Source organism: Pseudomonas sp. GV071 (genome assembly GCF_003050835.1).
In the GTDB taxonomy this organism is placed as follows: Bacteria; Pseudomonadota; Gammaproteobacteria; order Pseudomonadales; family Pseudomonadaceae; genus Aquipseudomonas.
In genome coordinates this window covers 13,335-30,537 of record NZ_QAOJ01000001.1, presented here as the reverse complement: position 1 = coordinate 30,537, position 17,203 = coordinate 13,335, and the positions used below count along the sequence as shown (strand labels likewise).

Genomic DNA, 17,203 nt, shown 5'->3' with positions numbered 1-17,203 from the left:
ATCAGTTTCCTTGTGGGGTCCAGCGTGGGTGAAGGTGGCGGCCATCGAGGCTGAGCAGCGCGCCGTACATGTCCGGCCGACGGTCGCGGTAGATGCCCCAGGTGCGGCGCTCTTCGGCCATGGCGGCGAGGTCCAGCGCTTGCAGCAGCACCGCCTGTTCGTCGCGCCCGGCTTCGCGCAGCAGTTGGCCTTTGTGGTCGGTGATGAACGACGAGCCGTAGAAGGTCATGCGCAGCGCCGCATCGCTTTGCGCCACTTCCGTGCCGATACGGTTGGCGGCCAGCACCGGCAGGATGTTGGCGGCGGCATGGCCGCGCATGGTCAGTTGCCAGTGGTCACGGGAATCCAGCGCGCTGGCGCCCGGCTCCGAGCCGATGGCGGTGGGAAACAACAACAGCTCGGCGCCCTGCAGGGCCAGGCAGCGCGCGGTTTCCGGGAACCACTGGTCCCAGCAGATGGCCACGCCGAGTCGGGCGAAGGCGGTGTCCCAGACGCGGAAACCGGTGTCGCCGGGGCTGAAGTACTCCTTCTCCTGATAACCGACGGCGTTGGGGATATGGGTTTTGCGGTACACCCCGAGCAAACGGCCATCGGCGTCGGCCATGGCCAGCGAATTGAAATAGGCATTGCCGGCCTTTTCGAACCAGCTGATCGGCAGCACCACGCCGAGCTCTTTGGCCAACGCAGCGAAGCGGGTCAGCAGGCGACTGGTGCCATAGGCTTCGGCCAGTTCCAGGTGCCGATGCTGCTGCTCGATGCAGAAGTACGGAGTGGCGAACAGCTCTTGCAGCAGGATCACTTGCGCACCTGCAGCCGCAGCCTCACGCACCAGTTGCTCCGCCTGCTCGAGGTTGGCCTGCAGGTCCCAGCTGCAGGCCATTTGCGTGGTGGCGACGGTGACCAGGCTCATGCCTTGGCGCCTTTGAGCGGCCATGCCGGCTGCTGTTGGGTGATGCAGTGCACGCCGCCACCGCCATGGGCCAGGTGGTTGATGCGCACCGGCACCACCTCGCGGCCGGGGAAGGCCAGCGCCAGGGTTGCGGCAGCGACCTGGTCGGCCTCGATGCCGTAGGCCGGCATGATCACCGCGCCATTGGCCAGGTAGAAGTTGGTGTACGAGGCGCAGAACACCTCGGCATTGGGGTCGACCGCCTCGCTCGCTTCGAACAGCTCCAGCAGCTCGAACTGGCGGCCGCGGGCATCGGTGGCCAGCTCCAGGGCGCGGCGGTTTTCCTTGGCGACTTTGGCGTAGGTCGAGCTGCTGTCGCGAGTGGCGTCGAGCAGCAGCGCGCCGGGTTTGGCGAAGGCGCAGACGCCATCGACGTGGCCGTCGGTCATGTCGCCAGTGACGTAGTCGGGGTCGCCCGGCAGCCAGATGACTTTGCGCACGCCAAGCAGACGGGTAAACACCTCTTCGATGTCTTGCTTGGTCGCACCCGGATTACGGTTGGGATTGAGCAGCACCGATTCGGTGGTGATCAGGGTGCCGTCGCCGTCGACATGAATGGCCCCGCCTTCGTTGGAGAGCGGCGTGCCGAAGCAGTCCAGGCCGAGGCCGTTAAGCACCCGGCGGGCGACACTTTCATCAAGGTCATGGGCCGACTTGCCGCCCCAGGAATTGAAGCGCCAGCTGACCCCGGCCAGGCCCAGGGTCGAGTGGCAAACGAAGCTCGGGCCGGAGTCGCGGAACCAGCTGTCGTTGACAACCTGCGGGATCAACTCGACGTCCGGGCCGCACAGCACACGGGCACTTTGCAGGGCCGAGGGGTCGACCACCATCTTCACCGGTTCGAAACGCGCGATGGCGTTGGCCACCCCGGCGAAATCGCTTTGCACCTGTTCCAGGCTGACCTGCCAGCCCGCTTCCCACAGCGCCTTGTTGTGCGGCCAGACCATCCAGGTGGCGGCATGGGGTGCCCACTCCGCCGGCATGAACCAACCTGTTTGTTGTGCGTCGCTGCTGTGCATAACCTGCCTCTTCAGTTAAGTATTTGTAATCACTGAATCCCGCGATAACGGGGATGGCATGCATGCTAGGCTTGTGAAAAAGCGACAACAAACGATAGATTTTGCGCACTTATGATTAGCAGGGCTTATCGATAATGCTTAAACACTGGCCGCCACTGAACGCCTTGCGAGGCTTTGAAGCCGCCGCCCGCCTGGGCAGTTTTCACAAGGCCGCGGATGAGCTGCACCTCACCCAATCGGCGATCAGTCAGCAGATCCGCAGCCTGGAAAGCTTCCTTGAGCAGCCGCTGTTTTTCCGCAATGGCCGCAGCGTGGCGCTCACCGATGCCGGGCATGATTTGCTCAGCACCACGCAGTCGATGCTGCAGCAACTGGCCGTCGGCATCCGCCGCCTGGAGCAGTACCGCAAGCCCAATCAGTTGGTGGTCAACACCACGCCGGCGTTTGCGCGGCATTGGTTGTTGCCGCGCCTGGCTGATTTTCGTCAGCAGCACCCGGAAGTGGATCTGTGGTTATTCACCACCGATGAAGCGCCGGACATGACCACCCAGACCATCGACCTCGCCGTGCGCGACGACATCAGCGCCCAGGCTGAATGTGCGTTTCGGGTGCTGCACAACGACCGTCTCTACCCCGTATGCAGCCCTGCCCTGTTCCAGGCGGCCGAGCGCAGCACCCTGCACGGCGAGCGGGAAATGGATTGGAGCCACTGGCAGGTGGAAGACGGCGAAAACCTTGGGCAGCAGAGCCATGGGCTGAATTTTTCTGACCCGGGGTTGCTGCTGGATGCAGCGTGTAATGGGTTGGGGATTGCCCTGGTCAGCCAACTGTTGGCGCAGCCGGCGCTGGACAACGGGCAGCTGCGGCCGCTGGTGGAACGCAGTATTCGCGGGCCGAACTGGGCGTGGTTGATTCATCGCGATAGCGAGAATAGTCCGCTGACCCGAAGCTTCAGTGAGTGGTTGGTAGCTCGCCTGAAAGATCAACCGCATCGCGACTGAAGCCGCTCCTACAGGGTTGTGCGATCCGTAGGAGCGGCTTCAGCCGCGATTCCTGGAAACGAAAGAAACCAACAAAAACGCCACCCGAAGGTGGCGTTTTTGATCAGGCAAACATCACTTCTTGCCGAGTTTCTTCAGCTCTTCGTCACGCAGTTCACGACGCAGGATCTTGCCGACGTTGGTGGTCGGCAGCACATCGCGGAACTCGACGGCTTTGGGCACCTTGTAACCGGTGACGTTGGCGCGCATGTGTTCCATGACTTGTTCCTTGGTGACACTGGCACCTGGCTTGACGACCACGAAGATCTTGATCGCCTCGCCCGACTTCTCGTCCGGCACACCGATGGCCGCGCACTGCATCACGCCTGGCAGGGTGGCGAGCACGTCTTCCAGTTCGTTGGGGTACACGTTGAAGCCGGACACCAGGATCATGTCCTTCTTGCGGTCGACGATGCGCAGGTAACCATCTTCCTGGATCAGGCCGATGTCGCCGGTCTTCAACCAGCCTTCGCTGTCGAGGATTTCGTCGGTGGCTTCCTGGCGCTGCCAGTAGCCTTTCATCACCTGTGGGCCTTTGACGCACAGCTCGCCGACTGCGCCGATTTCCAGTTCCTTGCCGTCATCGTCGATGACTTTGCACAGGGTCGAGGGCAACGGAATACCGATGGTGCCCAGCTGGATCGCGTTGAACGGGTTGACCGTGGCCACCGGGCTGGTTTCGGTCATGCCGAAGCCTTCGCAGATGGCGCAGCCGGTGACTTCTTTCCAACGCTCGGCCGCGGCCTGTTGCAGCGCCATGCCGCCGGAAACGGTGAGTTTCAGCGAGGAGAAGTCCAGGCGACGGAAACCTTCGTTGTGGCACAGGGCAACGAACAAGGTGTTGAGGCCGACAAACCCGGTGAACTTGAACTTCGACAGGTCGTTGACCATGGTCGGCAAGTCGCGCGGGTTGGTGATCAGCACGTTATGACCGCCCAGCAACATCATCGCCATGCAGTGAAAGGTGAAGGCATAGATGTGGTACAGCGGCAGCGGAGCAATGACGATCTCGCAACCTTCATTGAGGTTGGCGCCCATCAGTTGCTTCACTTGCAGCATGTTGGCGATCAGGTTGCGGTGCGTGAGCATCGCGCCTTTGGCCACGCCGGTGGTGCCACCGGTGTATTGCAGCACAGCGATGTCGCTGCTCTGCGGGCTGGCTTCGTTCACCGCCTGACCACGGCCTTTGGCCAGGGCATCGTTGAGTTTGACGGCGTGCGGCAGGTTGTAGGCCGGCACCATCTTCTTCACGTACTTGACCACGCTGTTGACCAGCAGGCGCTTGAGCGGCGAGAGCATGTCGCCAACTTCGGTGACGATCACGTGCTTGACGCCGGTTTTTGGCAGCACGGCTTCAGCCAGGTGCGCCATGTTCGCCAGGCAGATAAGCGCCTTGGCACCGGAGTCGTTGAATTGGTGTTCCATTTCGCGAGCGGTGTACAGCGGGTTGGTGTTGACCACCACCAGGCCGGCGCGAATCGCGCCAAAGACCACCACTGGGTATTGCAGAACGTTCGGCAGTTGCACGGCGATGCGATCGCCCGGCTGCAGATCGGTGTGTTGTTGCAGGTAAGCGGCAAAAGCACCCGACAACTCGTACATCTCACCGTAGGTGAGGGACTTGCCCATGTTGCTGAAGGCCAGCTTGTTGGCGAAGCGTTCGCAAGACTGTTTCAGTACCGTTTGGATATTCGGGTACTGATCGGGGTTGATTTCGGCAGCAACCCCAACAGGGTACTTATCCTTCCAGAAGTTTTCGATCATGGAAGCCCACTCCTAAGCAACAGCTAATCTTCACCGCGCAATGACGGATGTTTTTTGTGATTTTCGCGCATTTTGGCCGTGCTGGCAGGCCAAAAAGCGCGCCGAGATTAGCAGCTTTGAAGTGGGGGGACCAGCACCAAACATGGCCTTATCGGTCAAAAAAATGACCGAGAGCTAGGCTTTCGGTCACGTTTGAAACAAAACCCGGTTAAAGCCGACCAGCGGCTTTAACCCGAGGTTTTCAGGCGATGTCGCGCAACTCGCGACGGAGGATTTTGCCGACCGGGGTCATGGGCAGCGATTCGCGGAACACGATGTGTTTGGGAATCTTGTAGCCGGTGAAGTTTTCCTTGCAGTAGGCTTTGAGCTCTTCGGCGGTTACCCCGCCCTCGCGCGCCACCACAAACAGCTTCACCGCTTCGCCGGATTTCTCGTCCGGCACACCGATGGCCGCGCAGCTCGCCACTTTCGGGTGAGCCATGACCACGTCTTCGATTTCGTTCGGGTAAACGTTGAAGCCGGAGACGATGATCAGGTCTTTCTTGCGGTCGACGATACGAGTGAAACCGTCCGGGTCGATTACCGCGATGTCGCCGGTTTTCAACCAGCCTTCGGCGTCCAGCACCTCAGCGGTGGCTTCCGGGCGCTGCCAGTAGCCTTTCATCACTTGCGGACCCTTGATCAACAACTCGCCGCGCTCGCCCAATGGCACTTCCTCGCCATTGTCATCGACCACTTTGAAGGCGGTGCCCGGTACCGGAATACCGACGGTGCCCAGGCGCGCTTTGTCGCCATAGGGGTTGGTGCTGGCCACCGGCGAGGTTTCGGTCAGGCCGTAGCCTTCCACCACCGTGCAACCGGTGATCGCCTTCCAGCGTTCGGCCGTGGCTTTCACCAGTGCGGTACCGCCGGAGTTGGTGACCTTGAGGTTGGAGAAGTCGACGTCTTTGAACTCGGGGTGCTCCATCAGCGCCACGAACAAGGTGTTGAGCCCCAGCAGCGCGGAGAAGCGCCACTTTTTCAGTTCCTTAATAAAGGCACCGATGTCGCGCGGGTTGCTGATCAGCACGTTGTGGTTGCCGTTGACCATCATCGACATGCAGTTCGCGGTGAACGCATAGATGTGGTACAGCGGCAACGGCGCGATCATCACTTCCTGGCCAGGCTGCATCAGCGGCCGGCCGTCCGGGCCGTGCTGCGCCAGGCAGGCATCGACCTGCTGCATGTTGGCCACCAGGTTGCCGTGGGTGAGCATCGCGCCCTTGGCAACGCCAGTGGTGCCGCCGGTGTATTGCAGCACGGCGATGTCGTCGAGGCCGACTTTCACCGGTTTCAGCGGCTGGCCACGGCCTTGTTTGAGCACGTCTTTGAAGCCGACCGCTTGCGGCAGGTGGTACTCGGGCACGACCTTCTTCACGTGTTTGACCACGGCGTTGATCAGCCAGCCTTTAAGGGCCGGTTGCAGGTCGCCCATCTTGGCTTCGATCAGGTATTCGATTTCGGTGTCGGGCAGCACTTCCTGCACCAGCTTGCCGAACACGTTCAGGTACACCAGGGCACGCACGCCGGCGTCTTTGAACTGGTGGCGCATTTCCCGCGCGGTGTACAACGGGTTGGTGTTGACCACCACCAGGCCGGCACGCATCGCGCCAAACACGGCGATCGGATAGTGCAGCACGTTGGGCAGTTGCACGGCGATGCGATCGCCAGGCTTGAGGTCGGTGTGTTTTTGCAGGTAGCCGGAGAACGCGGCGGACAGGCGGTCCAGCTCGGCGTAAGTCAGGGTGACGCCCATGTTGGAGAACGCCGGACGGTCGGCGTACTTCTTACAGGAACGCTCAAACACCTCGATTACCGACTTGAAGGCGGCCAGGTCTACCTCGTTGGGGACGCCGGCCGGGCGTTTGTCGCTCCAGAAATCAGGTTGCATTATTTTTATCCTCGTTACCTGAGAGTGTCTGGCCCGCGCATTCGGGGCTGACGGGAACTTAGCAGCTCTGGCACATAGCGCAAATACCAAAGGCAGCGTCATTTATTACGTGAATCTTGCTCAACTCGTAGCGGCAGACTAAACGACGCCGGGCTGGGACAACGTCCGACGCTCGCTCTACAATGCCCAACCTGCCAAAGCCGCTCTGTTGTGAATTTGTTGCCACAGGCGTTTTGCAGAACCCACCCGGCAGAACAAGGAACGAGGACTGCCCATGTTGCACGATGATTTCTGGCTGACGGCCAGTGACGCCGCCCCGCTGTATGTGAACCGCTGGTACGCCGAGCAGGCGCCCAAGGCGGTGGTGATGGTGTCCCACGGCATGGCCGAACACGGCGGTCGGTATGCCCGTCTGGGCGAAGCGCTGGTGGCAGCCGGTTATGAACTGTATGCCCATGACCAACGCGGCCATGGCAAAACCGCCCAGCGCGGGGTGCAGGGCATGTACGCCGAGCACAACGGCTGGCAGCGGGTGGTCAGCGACCTGGCCAACCTCAACCACCACATTCGCCAGCAGCACCCCAATGTGCCGATCTTTCTGCTCGGCCACAGCATGGGCAGCTACATCGGCCAGGCCTACCTGATGCACCACAGTTGCAGCGTGCAAGGCGCGATTCTGTCCGGCTCCAACTACCAGCCAGTGGGCCTGTATAAAGCCGCCGCAACCATCGCTCGCTTCGAGCGCTGGCGTCAGGGCGCTACTGGCCGCAGCGCGCTGCTCGACTTCCTCTCGTTCGGCTCGTTCAACAAAGCCTTCAAGCCCACCCGCACACCGTTCGATTGGCTGAGCCGCGATCCGCTGGAAGTCGACAAGTACGTCAACGACCCGCTCTGTGGTTTCCGCTGCACCAACCAGTTGTGGATCGACCTGCTCAACGGTTTGCAGCAGATCACCCCGGTCAGCCACCTCAAACAGATCGACGCCGACCTGCCGCTGCTGGTGATTGGCGGCAGCCGTGACCCGGTCAGCGAGGGCAAGCGTCTTGAACACCTGACCGCCGCCCTGCGCGAAGCCGGGCACAAGAACGCCTTGCTGAAAATTTACCCGGACGCCCGCCACGAGTTGCTCAATGAGACCAACCGCGACGAGGTGACGGCCGACCTGCTCGGCTGGCTGGACCAGGCTTTGAGCCACAGCCGCCGTAGCCACTCAGAAACTCAGGAGCCCGCATGAGCCAACTGTCCAACACCCCCTACGAAGCCCTCGAAGTCGGCCAGACCGCTAGCTACAGCAAGACCGTAGACGAGCGCGACATTCAGCTGTTCGCGGCGGTTTCCGGTGACCACAACCCGGTGCACCTGGACGCCGAATACGCCGCCGGCACCATGTTCAAAGAGCGCATCGCCCACGGCATGTTCAGCGGCGCCTTGATCAGCGCGGCAGTGGCGTGCGAGTTGCCTGGGCCGGGAACCATCTACCTGGGCCAGACCATGCGCTTCACCCTGCCGGTGAAACTGGGCGACACCCTCACCGTGCGTTTGGAGATTCTGGAAAAACTGCCGAAATTCCGCGTACGCATCGCCACTCGCGTGTTCAACCAGCGCGATGAGTTGGTGGTGGATGGTGAAGCGGAAATCCTCGCGCCGCGCTCGCAGCAGACCGTGACCCTCACCGAATTGCCGGCGATTACCATCGGTTGACTCCGGTCCTGCAGGAGCGGAGTCAACCGCGATGCTCTTGAGCGATCAAAAGCATCGCGGCTGAAGCCGCTCCTACGAGAACTCACTCTTCCCCCTCCTCACTCACCCGCACACTCGCCGTCATCCCGGCGCTGAGTTGCACATCTGCCGGCAACGGGTCGAGTTTGATCCGCACCGGAATCCGTTGCGCCAAGCGCACCCAGTTAAAGGTCGGTTCCACGTTGGCCAGCAGTTGCGCATCCGGAATCGCATTGCGGTCGGTGATGCCGCGGCTGACGCTTTCGATCTGCCCGCTCAGGGCCTGCCCCTCGCTCATCAGCCAGACTTTGACCGGCGCACCGATACGGATGCGCGGCAGCTTGGTTTCCTCGAAATACGCCTGTACGTAGAACGACTGCTCATCCACCAGCGCCATCACCGGCTGCCCGGCCGTCACGTAGTTGCCCTGAGCCAGACGCAGGTTGGTGATCTGCCCGGTACGCGGCGCACGCACTTCGCTGCGCGCCAGGTTGAGTTCGGCCAGGGCCACATCGGCCTGGGCTTCTTTCAGCGAGCCGCGGGCGATGTCGGCGGTGATCTGCGCGTTTTCCTTGAGCTCGGCGCTGATCGCCTGAGGACCGAGGCTGGCACGCCGCTGGGCTTCATGGTCACGCAGGCGCAGTTGCTGCTGGCGGGTGTTGGCCACGGCCTGGGCTTTGTCCAGGGCGGCCTGATAGCGTTGGCGGTCGAGGCTGAGCAGCAGGTCGCCGGCCTTCACTTGCTGGTTGTCGTGCACCTTGAGGTCGACCACCCAGCCGGACAAATCCGGGGCGATCACCACAACATCGGCACGGATGCGCGCATCGCGGGTCCATGGCGACAGCATGTAATAGCGCCACAGGTCGTAGCCGGCCCAGATGGCCACCGCGACCAGACACAGGGTAATCACCACCCGCAGGGTTGAACGCATACAGCTCTCCTATTCTCGGGCTACCAACGACTGGCGACGGCCACCACGGCCGCCAGCACACAGACAAACAAAGCAGTGTCGAACAACGCCTCGTGCCAGATCCAATGCGCCACTCCGACGCGCTGCAAACCCAGGCGCAACAGCCCGGTGCACAGCAGCGCCAGCAGCGCATACAACAGAAACGGGCTGAGCAATACGCCGCCCAGCGCCCATTCACGCAAACCCATGATCCGCCTCCGCAGTCGGCGCCACCTCACGTGGCACATAAGGGTTGAGTTCCGATTGTTCGCACCACTGACGCCAGCTGAACTGCAATTGCAGCAGGGCCGCTTGGGCCAGACGCCGGTCGATGCTGGCGCCGGCTTCGCTGAGCACCCGCAGCAACTCAGTTACAGGCTGGTCGAGTGCCGTGACTGAATGCGCTTCTGGCCCCTCCAGCAGCACCGGTTCCAGGGCGCGCATAAAACGCTGCTCGGCGGCGGCCAATTGCGGCGACGTGGAGACCGCCAGGCAGCGGCGCAGGTGCAGCAACTCATCGCCCAGGTCAAGGCCGCTGATGCCATCGTCCCAACGGCTGCGCGATTGTTCCGGCAGCACCGGGTAATGCCGCGCCAGCTGCAACAGGCGGTCGGCCATGCGCCCGCCAAACCAGTTTTCCGCGCCGGCCAGCGGCCGCTGCGGCAGGCGACTGAGGTCCACCAGCATGGCGCGGAGCAAACGTTGGGCATGCCACTCGGGGTTACGCAGACCGATCAGGCGGAAGATCTGCACGGCAAAACCGACGCCCAGCACAATCGCCACCGCCTGATTGAGGAAGGAAGACACGTCAAAGCGCATCAGGTTCTGCGGCGCGCAGAGCACGATAAATTGCAGCGCGAACGAGGTTGAGGTGCCGGCAATCGCCGGTTTGGTCATGCCCAGCGCCGCGAAGAACAACGGCACGCCCATGGCCAGGCACAGCAACGGGAAGCCGCTGAGCTGCGGCAACAGCAACTGACCGACGACAAAGGCCACCGGCAGCGAATAGATCACCCCGCGCAGAAAACTCAGGCCAATCTGCGCAGCATTTTCGCGGTTGGCGAACAGGCTGCAGAGTACGGCGGTCATGGTCAGGCCACCGGCCGCCGAGGTCCAGCCGGTGGCCAGCCAGAACGCGGCAATCAGCAGGAACGCCACGCCGCTGCGAAAACCATACAGCGAGGCCATCTGGATATCGCGGTGCCAGGACATGGCGCGCGGCGCATCGGCCGGAGCCACGCCCTGCTCCACCGCATTGAGGGTGTCGTGCGCGGTCAGCAGTTGGCGCACCAGCAAGGCCAGGCGGCCCAGGCAATATTGCTGCACGGTGGGCAGTTGCGGGTCATCGACAGCGGCCAACAGACGTTCGCGCAGGTTCAACAGCACCGGCACCTGCGGATCGTCCAGCGCGTGGCGCACCTCCTCCAGCCATGGTTGCACCTGCTGCGCCTCGGCCGCCGACAGCTGCCGCCACTGGCGCGCCACACCGCGGGCCAAGCGCAATTGAGTGAGCAAGTCGCGACTCAGCACCCGCAAGGCCACCGCGCGCTGCCGGCCGCGGGCGCCTTCGAACCAGGCATGCTCACGCTGGGCATCCACCGCGACGATGCGCCCCAACGCGCCGAGCAGGCCCTGGCGTTCCTGGCGCTCACCACTCAAGGCTGCCTTCGAGGCATTGATACCGGCCAGCCAGGCATCGCGTGCCTGCTTGGCCAGCAGTTGCTCGACCCGCTGCGGCCAGAGCAAGGCGCTGATCACGGTGGCACAGACGATCCCCAGGGAGATTTCGGTGCAGCGCGACACCGCCTGGTCGAACACATTTAGGGGGTTGCTGATGGCCGGCAAGGCGATGATCACTACCGTGTAGCCGGACAATACAAAGGCATAGGACCAGGCGCTGCGCATCAGCGTGGACGCGGCGGTACAGAAGCCCAACCAGGTCGCCAGCACCAGCAGAAACAACCAGGGGGTCTGAGCGAAAAAGGCCATCACCACCACCGACATCACCGTGCCGACCAGCGTGCCGCACAACCGTGCCAGGCCTTTCTGCACCACCATGCCCGACAGCGGTTGGGCGACGATAACCGCCGTCATAAACGCCCACTGCGGCTGTTCCAAGCCAAAACGCATCGCGCACCACAACGCCAGGCCGGCGCCTATCAGGGTTTTTATCGCGAATTTGACCGCAGGAAGATCAGGCGTAAAAAACGCCTGCAACAAAGTGCGCACGGCAGGAACCTGTCAGGAAACACCTATGCACGATAGCTGGTGGGCGGGGGAAAAACAGAACAAAAGCGTCGCGGCTAAAGCCCCCCCACAAGAGACAGCGATCCTTGTGGGAGAGGCTTCAGCCTCGATGCTCTTAAAATCCAAAGCATCGAGGCTGAATCGGATGGCCGCCCCCTCTCCCACAGGAACCTCGTCTTTCATCAGTTCACGTCATGGCTTTACTCAAATCGCAGGCAAAAAAATGGGCAACCTAAGTTGCCCAAAAGCCTTGCGTGCCCGTGAAACCGTAGTGACCGCCTACTGCGCTTTATGCTTGCGGATGTCGCTACGGATAAACCAACCAATACCAGCGAAGAAAGCGAACATAAGGCCCACTGTCGCCAGACCTGCGAATACTGCAACGTCGAAAAACATAGGGACCTCCTGATCAGTCCGTACCACGCGGGCTTCGAGAAACACTGGGTTGCTGTGTTCTTGAAGCGATGGGCAAAGGATAGGCATCGCCCGCCTTGGCGGGCTTGATCTGGGTCAATGGCGATTGCTGTGGCGGATAGCCTATGCAGAAAAACAATGGTTGCCGCCAGGCGGCAGCAACGCGGGGGATGAATCAGGGCTTCTTTGGTTTGTTCTTGGGTTTTTTCTTTTTAGCTTTACTCAGCGGCAGCGCCTGTTCAAACGCCTGGCGCACCTCGTTCAAGCGTTTCTCGTTGAGGTCGTGAATACGCTTGTCGCGCTCGGCGCTGAAGTCGATCAGCTTGCTGTCGTTGCTCATGGCTGGGACCGAATAAGACGGAAAGTGAGGTTCAACCGCGGCGCGCAGGGTTTGCGCGTTTTGGCCACCTGATGCTGCCAATAATGCTGCGTCTGCCCGGCCATGACCAGTAGCGAACCGTGTTCCAGCTCCAGCGAGTGTTCGATGCGACTGCTGCCCACCCGGCGCAGGTCGAAGCGTCGGCTGCCACCGAGGTTCAGCGACACCACGGTGGGGTTGGCACCGAGCACCGCTTCGTTATCGCTGTGCCAGCCCATGGAGTCCTGGCCGTCGCGGTAGTGGTTGATGAGCAGGCCGTTGAAGCGCTCGCCGGTTTCGGCTTGCACGCGTTGGCGGATCTCGGCCAGCAGCGGTGTCCACGGCAACGGTTGGTGGGTCATGCCGGAATAGCGGTAGCTGGCGTCAGCGTCGCCATACCAGGCCAGCAACCGCGGTACCGGGAAATGTTGGCCATGAATGAAGACCTGCGGTTGTTCCCAGGGTGTCTGGGCCAGAAGCTCGGCAAGCCAGCAGTCCGCCGTACGCTCGTCCACCCAGTGCGGGGTGTAGTGCAGGTTGGCATGGGGAAGGGAAATCGGGGCTGTGTCGAAAAGGTCCAAAACCACTCGCTCTACACTTCTACATCGACCCACAACCCCTGGCGTGGCAGTTGCTCGATCAGCGCCTGATCTTCCTCGGCCACTTCACCTTCGGCCAACTCCGCCGCGCTGTAGCCACGCCGCTGGCGGCGTCGGCGCTGTTCTTCCCATAGCAATTCCTCGGCCTCTTGTTCGTTGCGCTTTTCGAAAGAAACGTCGTTTTCCTGCGGCGTACTTTCTACAGGCGCAACCACTGGCAACGCCGGTACCGGCTTGATCAGGTCTTGCTGTGTGGGCACCGTGACCAGGTGCGGCGCAATGGGTGGAAGCATCTGCAGCTATCCTTCAAGACGACACGTGAAACGCGGGTAAATAAACCTACCCTTGATCAGGCTGTCGGCCAGGAAATCGACGACTTTAACCGCGCATCGCTACACTTTTAGCATATAGCTATGCCTTTTGGCCCTTTTTGACGCGGCCAACGGCAAGTACGGCAAAAGGCCAGTAAGCAATTGATGTGCATCGCCTTTGGCCAGGGCCGCCGGGTTCCGTTACCATAGCCGGCTTTTTCATCGCGGGAGACAGGCATGGCGCAGCAGTATGAACCGGGGCAACGCTGGATTAGTGACAGCGAAGCAGAGTTGGGCTTGGGCACGGTCCTGGTACAGGATGGCCGCATGCTCACCATGCTCTACCCGGCCACTGGTGAAACCCGTCAATACGCCACCCGCAATGCACCGCTGACCCGCGTGCGTTTCTCGCCGGGCGATGAGATCACCCATTTCGAAGGCTGGAAGCTGACCGTTCAGGAAGTCGACGACGTCGACGGCCTGCTCGTCTATCACGGCCTCAACGCGCAGCACCAATCGGTGACACTGCCGGAAACCCAGCTGTCCAACTTCATTCAGTTCCGTCTGGCCAGCGACCGCCTGTTCGCCGGACAGATCGACCCGTTGGCCTGGTTCGCCCTGCGCTACCACACCCTGGAACACACCAGCCGCCAGTTGCAGTCCTCGCTCTGGGGCCTGGGCGGCGTGCGTGCGCAACCGATTGCGCACCAGTTGCACATTGCCCGCGAAGTGGCCGACCGCATCGCCCCACGCGTACTGCTGGCGGACGAAGTGGGCCTGGGCAAGACCATCGAAGCCGGCCTGGTAATCCATCGCCAGCTGTTGTCGGGCCGCGCCAACCGCGTGCTGATCCTGGTGCCAGAAAACCTCCAGCACCAATGGCTGGTGGAAATGCGCCGGCGCTTCAACCTGGAAGTGGCGCTGTTCGATGCCGAGCGTTTTATCGAAAGCGACGCCAGCAACCCGTTCGAAGATTGCCAGTTGGCGCTGGTCGCCCTGGAATGGCTGCGTGAAGACGACAAGGCGCAAGACGCCCTGTTCGCCGCCGGCTGGGACCTGTTGGTGGTCGACGAGGCGCACCACCTGGTCTGGCACCCCGAGCAAGCGAGCCCGCAATACCAGTTGGTTGAGCAGTTGGCCGAGGTGATCCCCGGCGTTCTGCTGCTGACCGCCACCCCGGAACAGCTTGGCCAGGACAGCCACTTCGCCCGTCTGCGCCTGCTCGACCCGGCGCGTTTCCATGACCTGGAAGCCTTCCGCGCTGAAAGTGCCAACTACAAGCCGATTGCCGAAGCGGTGCAGGAGCTGCTGGACCAGGGTCGCCTGTCGCCAGAAGCGCACAAGACCATCCACAACTTCCTCGGCGCCGAGGGCGAAGCCCTGCTCGCCGCCGTCACCGATGGCGATATCGAAGCCTCGGCCCGTCTGGTGCGCGAGCTGCTCGACCGCCATGGCACCGGCCGCCTGCTGTTCCGTAATACCCGCGCCGCCGTACAGGGATTCCCTGAGCGCGAACTGCACCCCTACCCGCTCGCGTGCCCGGACCTGTACCTGGAGCTACCGGTGGGCGAACACGCCGACCTGTACCCGGAAGTCAGCTTCCAGGCGCAGCCAGAAGCCGGCGACGAAGAGCGCTGGTGGAAGTTCGACCCGCGCGTCGACTGGCTGATCGACACCCTGAAAATGCTCAAGCGCGTGAAGGTGCTGGTGATCTGCGCCCACGCCGAAACCGCCATGGACCTGGAAGACGCCCTGCGCGTGCGCTCCGGCATTCCGGCCACGGTGTTCCATGAAGGCATGAATATTCTCGAGCGCGACCGCGCCGCAGCGTATTTTGCCGACGAAGAGTTCGGTGCGCAGGTGCTGATCTGTTCCGAGATCGGCAGTGAAGGTCGCAACTTCCAGTTCTCCCATCACCTGGTGCTGTTCGATCTGCCGGCGCACCCGGACCTTCTGGAACAGCGCATCGGCCGTCTAGACCGGATCGGTCAGAAGCACACCATTCAATTGCACGTGCCGTACCTGGAAAACACTCCGCAAGAGCGTCTGTTCCAGTGGTACCACCAGGCTCTCAACGCCTTCCAGGCCACCTGCCCGACTGGCAACGCCCTGCAACAGCAGTTCGGCCCACGCCTGCTGCCGATGCTGGAAAGCGCCGACGATGGCGACTGGCAACTGCTGGTGGACGAAGCCAAGGCCGAGCGCATCCGCCTCGAAGGTGAGCTGCACAGCGGCCGCGACCGCTTGCTCGAACTCAATTCCAGCGGCTCGGGCGAAGGCCAGGCGCTGGTCGAAGCGATCCATGAGCAAGACGACGAGTTCGCCCTGCCGATCTATATGGAAGAGCTGTTCGACGCCTTCGGTATCGAAAGTGAAGACCACTCGGAAAACGCCCTGGTCCTGCGCCCCAGCGAAAAAATGCTGGATGCCAGCTTCCCGCTGGGCGACGACGAAGGCGTGACCATCACCTACGACCGTAACCAGGCGCTGTCGCGCGAGGACATGCAGTTCCTCACCTGGGAACACCCGATGGTGCAAGGCGGCATGGACCTGGTGCGTTCCGGCTCGATGGGCAACACCGCCGTGGCGCTGATCAAGAACAAGGCGCTGAAACCTGGCACCGTGTTGCTCGAGCTGCTGTATGTCAGCGAAGTGGTCGCCCCGCGCGCCCTGCAGTTGGGCCGTTACCTGCCACCGGCGGCACTGCGTTGCCTGCTCGATGCCAACGGTAACGACCTGGCCGCCAAGGTCTCGTTCGAGAAGCTCAACGACCAGTTGGAAAGCGTGCCGCGCGCCAGCGCCAACAAGTTTGTCCAGGCTCAGCGCGACGCCCTCAACCAGCAGATCAACTCGGCCGAAGGCAAGATCAGCCCGCGCCACGTTGAACGCGTGGACGAAGCCAAACGCCGTCTGGCCGCCGACACCCAGGAAGAGCTGGCGCGCCTGACCGCCCTGCAGGCGGTAAACCCGAGCGTGCGCGACAGCGAGCTGGATACCCTGCGAAGCCAGTTGGAACAAGGGCTGGCGATGCTGGACAAAGCTGCCCTGCGGCTGGAAGCGATCCGGGTATTGGTGGCGGGTTAAACCGCGCCTCGGGCGAAGCTAACGCCCAATAAAAACGGCAGCCCTCGGGCTGCCGTTTTTGTTTCCACTAGCCGCCTGTCAGTGCGGGTATTTCTGGTGGAACAGAGCGATTTGCTTCTCTGGTTTTTTCTCTTCTTTCATCAGGCCGTACACCACGCGCTCGCCTTTTGGGCCACCGCCGATTTCGGTGTAGCTGAAGGTCGGCTCGCCGGTTTTGTACATGTCCATCATGTCGCCGTAGCGGGCGAACACATAGATGATGCCGTCCTTGCGAATCTCACCGTAGAACGGGTTGCCGGGCACCAGGCTGACGTCGAGGAAACGGGCGGCTGCGATGTCTTTCAGCGCCAGGTTCTGGTCTTCGGCTTTGAGGCCGAGAATGATTGCGCGACCGAAGTTGTCTTTCTTGTCCAGCGGCTTCAGCGCAGGGGCTTTGCCGGTTTGCACGAACTGAGTGAACACCGCGTAGTCATCGAAGACATACACTTCGGTCTGGGTACGTACCTGATACCAATCGGTGTTGTTCAGCGCTACGTCCGGCGCTTTGCCGGCGGGCTTGGCTGGCGTCTGCGCGGTGCTTGCGCAGGCGCTGACAGCAGCGGCCAGCAAGGCAATGGCGACGGGTTTGATGTAACGCGACTTGGTAAACAACATGGCAACTCCTCTGAGGTAAACGCAGGCTTGCAAACTGCCCGAGTTCCGTGACGGAGGAATTAATTTTTGATGTACGAATGATGACAACCGCGCCATACCAACGCGGTTCAGGTGGGAGGGACTTCTGCCGCGAGCGTTTAAAATCAACAACGTCGCAGTTGAAGCT

16 protein-coding genes are annotated in these 17,203 nt (G+C 61.9%); 4 read left to right on the top strand and 12 right to left on the bottom strand.

The genetic code is table 11. From position 1 onward, the window contains the following. Nucleotide 1: 1 nt before the first annotated feature. Together aguB and C8K61_RS00130 are read right to left on the bottom strand one after the other, a co-directional pair. Nucleotides 2–910, bottom strand: coding sequence for an N-carbamoylputrescine amidase (gene aguB / locus C8K61_RS00135; protein ID WP_108094002.1), 909 nt, complete (start codon nt 908–910; stop codon nt 2–4). Then, a complete protein-coding gene (locus C8K61_RS00130) occupies nt 907–1,968 on the bottom strand; it encodes an agmatine/peptidylarginine deiminase (protein WP_108094000.1) in 1,062 nt (353 codons plus the stop codon). Before C8K61_RS00130 ends, aguB begins: the two co-directional genes overlap by 4 nt. A 134-nt stretch (nt 1,969–2,102) precedes the next feature. On the opposite strand from C8K61_RS00130, the gene C8K61_RS00125 reads away from it, so the two are divergent. Next, the gene (locus C8K61_RS00125) at nt 2,103–2,969 is read left to right on the top strand and encodes a LysR substrate-binding domain-containing protein (protein ID WP_108093998.1); all 867 of its coding nucleotides are present in this window, start codon (nt 2,103–2,105) and stop codon (nt 2,967–2,969) included. Between the two features lie 114 nt (nt 2,970–3,083). Here C8K61_RS00125 and fadD1 read toward each other — a convergent pair whose 3' ends face one another. Both fadD1 and fadD2 read right to left on the bottom strand, forming a co-directional pair. Beyond that, on the bottom strand, nt 3,084–4,772 hold the full coding sequence (fadD1, locus tag C8K61_RS00120) for a long-chain-fatty-acid--CoA ligase FadD1 (protein WP_108093996.1): 1,689 nt from the start codon (nt 4,770–4,772) through the stop codon (nt 3,084–3,086). 241 nt (nt 4,773–5,013) lie between these two features. Further along, entirely contained in the window at nt 5,014–6,702 is a 1,689-nt protein-coding gene (fadD2, locus tag C8K61_RS00115; RefSeq protein ID WP_108093994.1) for a long-chain-fatty-acid--CoA ligase FadD2, read from the bottom strand. Nucleotides 6,703–6,976: 274 nt separating this feature from the next. Here fadD2 and C8K61_RS00110 point away from each other — a divergent pair, with 274 nt between their 5' ends. Together C8K61_RS00110 and C8K61_RS00105 are read left to right on the top strand one after the other, a co-directional pair. Further along, nucleotides 6,977–7,936 carry an alpha/beta hydrolase gene (locus C8K61_RS00110; RefSeq protein ID WP_108093992.1) on the top strand — a complete coding sequence of 320 codons (960 nt, stop codon included), beginning with the start codon at nt 6,977–6,979 and terminating at the stop codon, nt 7,934–7,936. Next, a complete protein-coding gene (locus tag C8K61_RS00105; RefSeq protein ID WP_108093990.1) occupies nt 7,933–8,403 on the top strand; it encodes a MaoC family dehydratase in 471 nt (156 codons plus the stop codon). Before C8K61_RS00110 ends, C8K61_RS00105 begins: the two co-directional genes overlap by 4 nt. Nucleotides 8,404–8,485: 82 nt before the next feature. Here the strand turns inward: C8K61_RS00105 and C8K61_RS00100 are convergent, their stop codons facing one another. The 7 genes from C8K61_RS00100 to C8K61_RS00080 form a co-directional block, all read right to left on the bottom strand. Next, nucleotides 8,486–9,352, bottom strand: a complete 867-nt coding sequence (locus C8K61_RS00100; protein ID WP_108093988.1) for an HlyD family secretion protein — start codon at nt 9,350–9,352, stop codon at nt 8,486–8,488. A 20-nt stretch (nt 9,353–9,372) separates the two neighbouring features. Beyond that, the gene (locus tag C8K61_RS00095; RefSeq protein WP_108093986.1) at nt 9,373–9,579 is read right to left on the bottom strand and encodes a DUF1656 domain-containing protein; all 207 of its coding nucleotides are present in this window, start codon (nt 9,577–9,579) and stop codon (nt 9,373–9,375) included. Further along, nucleotides 9,566–11,599 (bottom strand): FUSC family protein, encoded by a 2,034-nt coding sequence (locus C8K61_RS00090; RefSeq protein ID WP_108093985.1) that lies wholly within the window; start codon nt 11,597–11,599, stop codon nt 9,566–9,568. Before C8K61_RS00090 ends, C8K61_RS00095 begins: the two co-directional genes overlap by 14 nt. A gap of 297 nt (nt 11,600–11,896) precedes the next feature. Then, nucleotides 11,897–12,013, bottom strand: coding sequence for a cytochrome c oxidase subunit CcoM (ccoM, locus tag C8K61_RS27105; protein ID WP_305889193.1), 117 nt, complete (start codon nt 12,011–12,013; stop codon nt 11,897–11,899). A gap of 193 nt (nt 12,014–12,206) precedes the next feature. Next, nucleotides 12,207–12,371 (bottom strand): hypothetical protein, encoded by a 165-nt coding sequence (locus C8K61_RS26795; protein ID WP_178086396.1) that lies wholly within the window; start codon nt 12,369–12,371, stop codon nt 12,207–12,209. After that, complete coding sequence (locus C8K61_RS00085) at nt 12,368–12,970, bottom strand: alpha-ketoglutarate-dependent dioxygenase AlkB (protein ID WP_108093983.1); 603 nt, start codon at nt 12,968–12,970, stop codon at nt 12,368–12,370. Before C8K61_RS00085 ends, C8K61_RS26795 begins: the two co-directional genes overlap by 4 nt. An 11-nt stretch (nt 12,971–12,981) precedes the next feature. Next, nucleotides 12,982–13,281 carry an aspartate-semialdehyde dehydrogenase gene (locus C8K61_RS00080; RefSeq protein ID WP_108093981.1) on the bottom strand — a complete coding sequence of 100 codons (300 nt, stop codon included), beginning with the start codon at nt 13,279–13,281 and terminating at the stop codon, nt 12,982–12,984. A gap of 255 nt (nt 13,282–13,536) precedes the next feature. On the opposite strand from C8K61_RS00080, the gene rapA reads away from it, so the two are divergent. Next, nucleotides 13,537–16,383 carry an RNA polymerase-associated protein RapA gene (gene rapA, locus C8K61_RS00075; RefSeq protein ID WP_108093979.1) on the top strand — a complete coding sequence of 949 codons (2,847 nt, stop codon included), beginning with the start codon at nt 13,537–13,539 and terminating at the stop codon, nt 16,381–16,383. A gap of 78 nt (nt 16,384–16,461) precedes the next feature. Here the strand turns inward: rapA and C8K61_RS00070 are convergent, their stop codons facing one another. After that, a complete protein-coding gene (locus C8K61_RS00070; RefSeq protein WP_108093977.1) occupies nt 16,462–17,037 on the bottom strand; it encodes a hypothetical protein in 576 nt (191 codons plus the stop codon). Nucleotides 17,038–17,203 lie beyond the last annotated feature (166 nt).

What these genes read in the sequence shown, in the direction of transcription:
- fadD1 (WP_108093996.1), bottom strand. Translation starts at nt 4,772, where the DNA reads ATGATCGAAAACTTCTGGAAGGATAAGTACCCTGTTGGGGTTGCTGCC.
- rapA (WP_108093979.1), top strand. Translation starts at nt 13,537, where the DNA reads ATGGCGCAGCAGTATGAACCGGGGCAACGCTGGATTAGTGACAGCGAA.
- C8K61_RS00080 (WP_108093981.1), bottom strand. Translation starts at nt 13,281, where the DNA reads ATGCTTCCACCCATTGCGCCGCACCTGGTCACGGTGCCCACACAGCAA.
- C8K61_RS00125 (WP_108093998.1), top strand. Translation starts at nt 2,103, where the DNA reads ATGCTTAAACACTGGCCGCCACTGAACGCCTTGCGAGGCTTTGAAGCC.
- C8K61_RS00100 (WP_108093988.1), bottom strand. Translation starts at nt 9,352, where the DNA reads ATGCGTTCAACCCTGCGGGTGGTGATTACCCTGTGTCTGGTCGCGGTG.
- aguB (WP_108094002.1), bottom strand. Translation starts at nt 910, where the DNA reads ATGAGCCTGGTCACCGTCGCCACCACGCAAATGGCCTGCAGCTGGGAC.
- C8K61_RS00095 (WP_108093986.1), bottom strand. Translation starts at nt 9,579, where the DNA reads ATGGGTTTGCGTGAATGGGCGCTGGGCGGCGTATTGCTCAGCCCGTTT.
- C8K61_RS00130 (WP_108094000.1), bottom strand. Translation starts at nt 1,968, where the DNA reads ATGCACAGCAGCGACGCACAACAAACAGGTTGGTTCATGCCGGCGGAG.
- C8K61_RS26795 (WP_178086396.1), bottom strand. Translation starts at nt 12,371, where the DNA reads ATGAGCAACGACAGCAAGCTGATCGACTTCAGCGCCGAGCGCGACAAG.
- C8K61_RS00105 (WP_108093990.1), top strand. Translation starts at nt 7,933, where the DNA reads ATGAGCCAACTGTCCAACACCCCCTACGAAGCCCTCGAAGTCGGCCAG.
- C8K61_RS00070 (WP_108093977.1), bottom strand. Translation starts at nt 17,037, where the DNA reads ATGTTGTTTACCAAGTCGCGTTACATCAAACCCGTCGCCATTGCCTTG.
- C8K61_RS00110 (WP_108093992.1), top strand. Translation starts at nt 6,977, where the DNA reads ATGTTGCACGATGATTTCTGGCTGACGGCCAGTGACGCCGCCCCGCTG.
- ccoM (WP_305889193.1), bottom strand. Translation starts at nt 12,013, where the DNA reads ATGTTTTTCGACGTTGCAGTATTCGCAGGTCTGGCGACAGTGGGCCTT.
- fadD2 (WP_108093994.1), bottom strand. Translation starts at nt 6,702, where the DNA reads ATGCAACCTGATTTCTGGAGCGACAAACGCCCGGCCGGCGTCCCCAAC.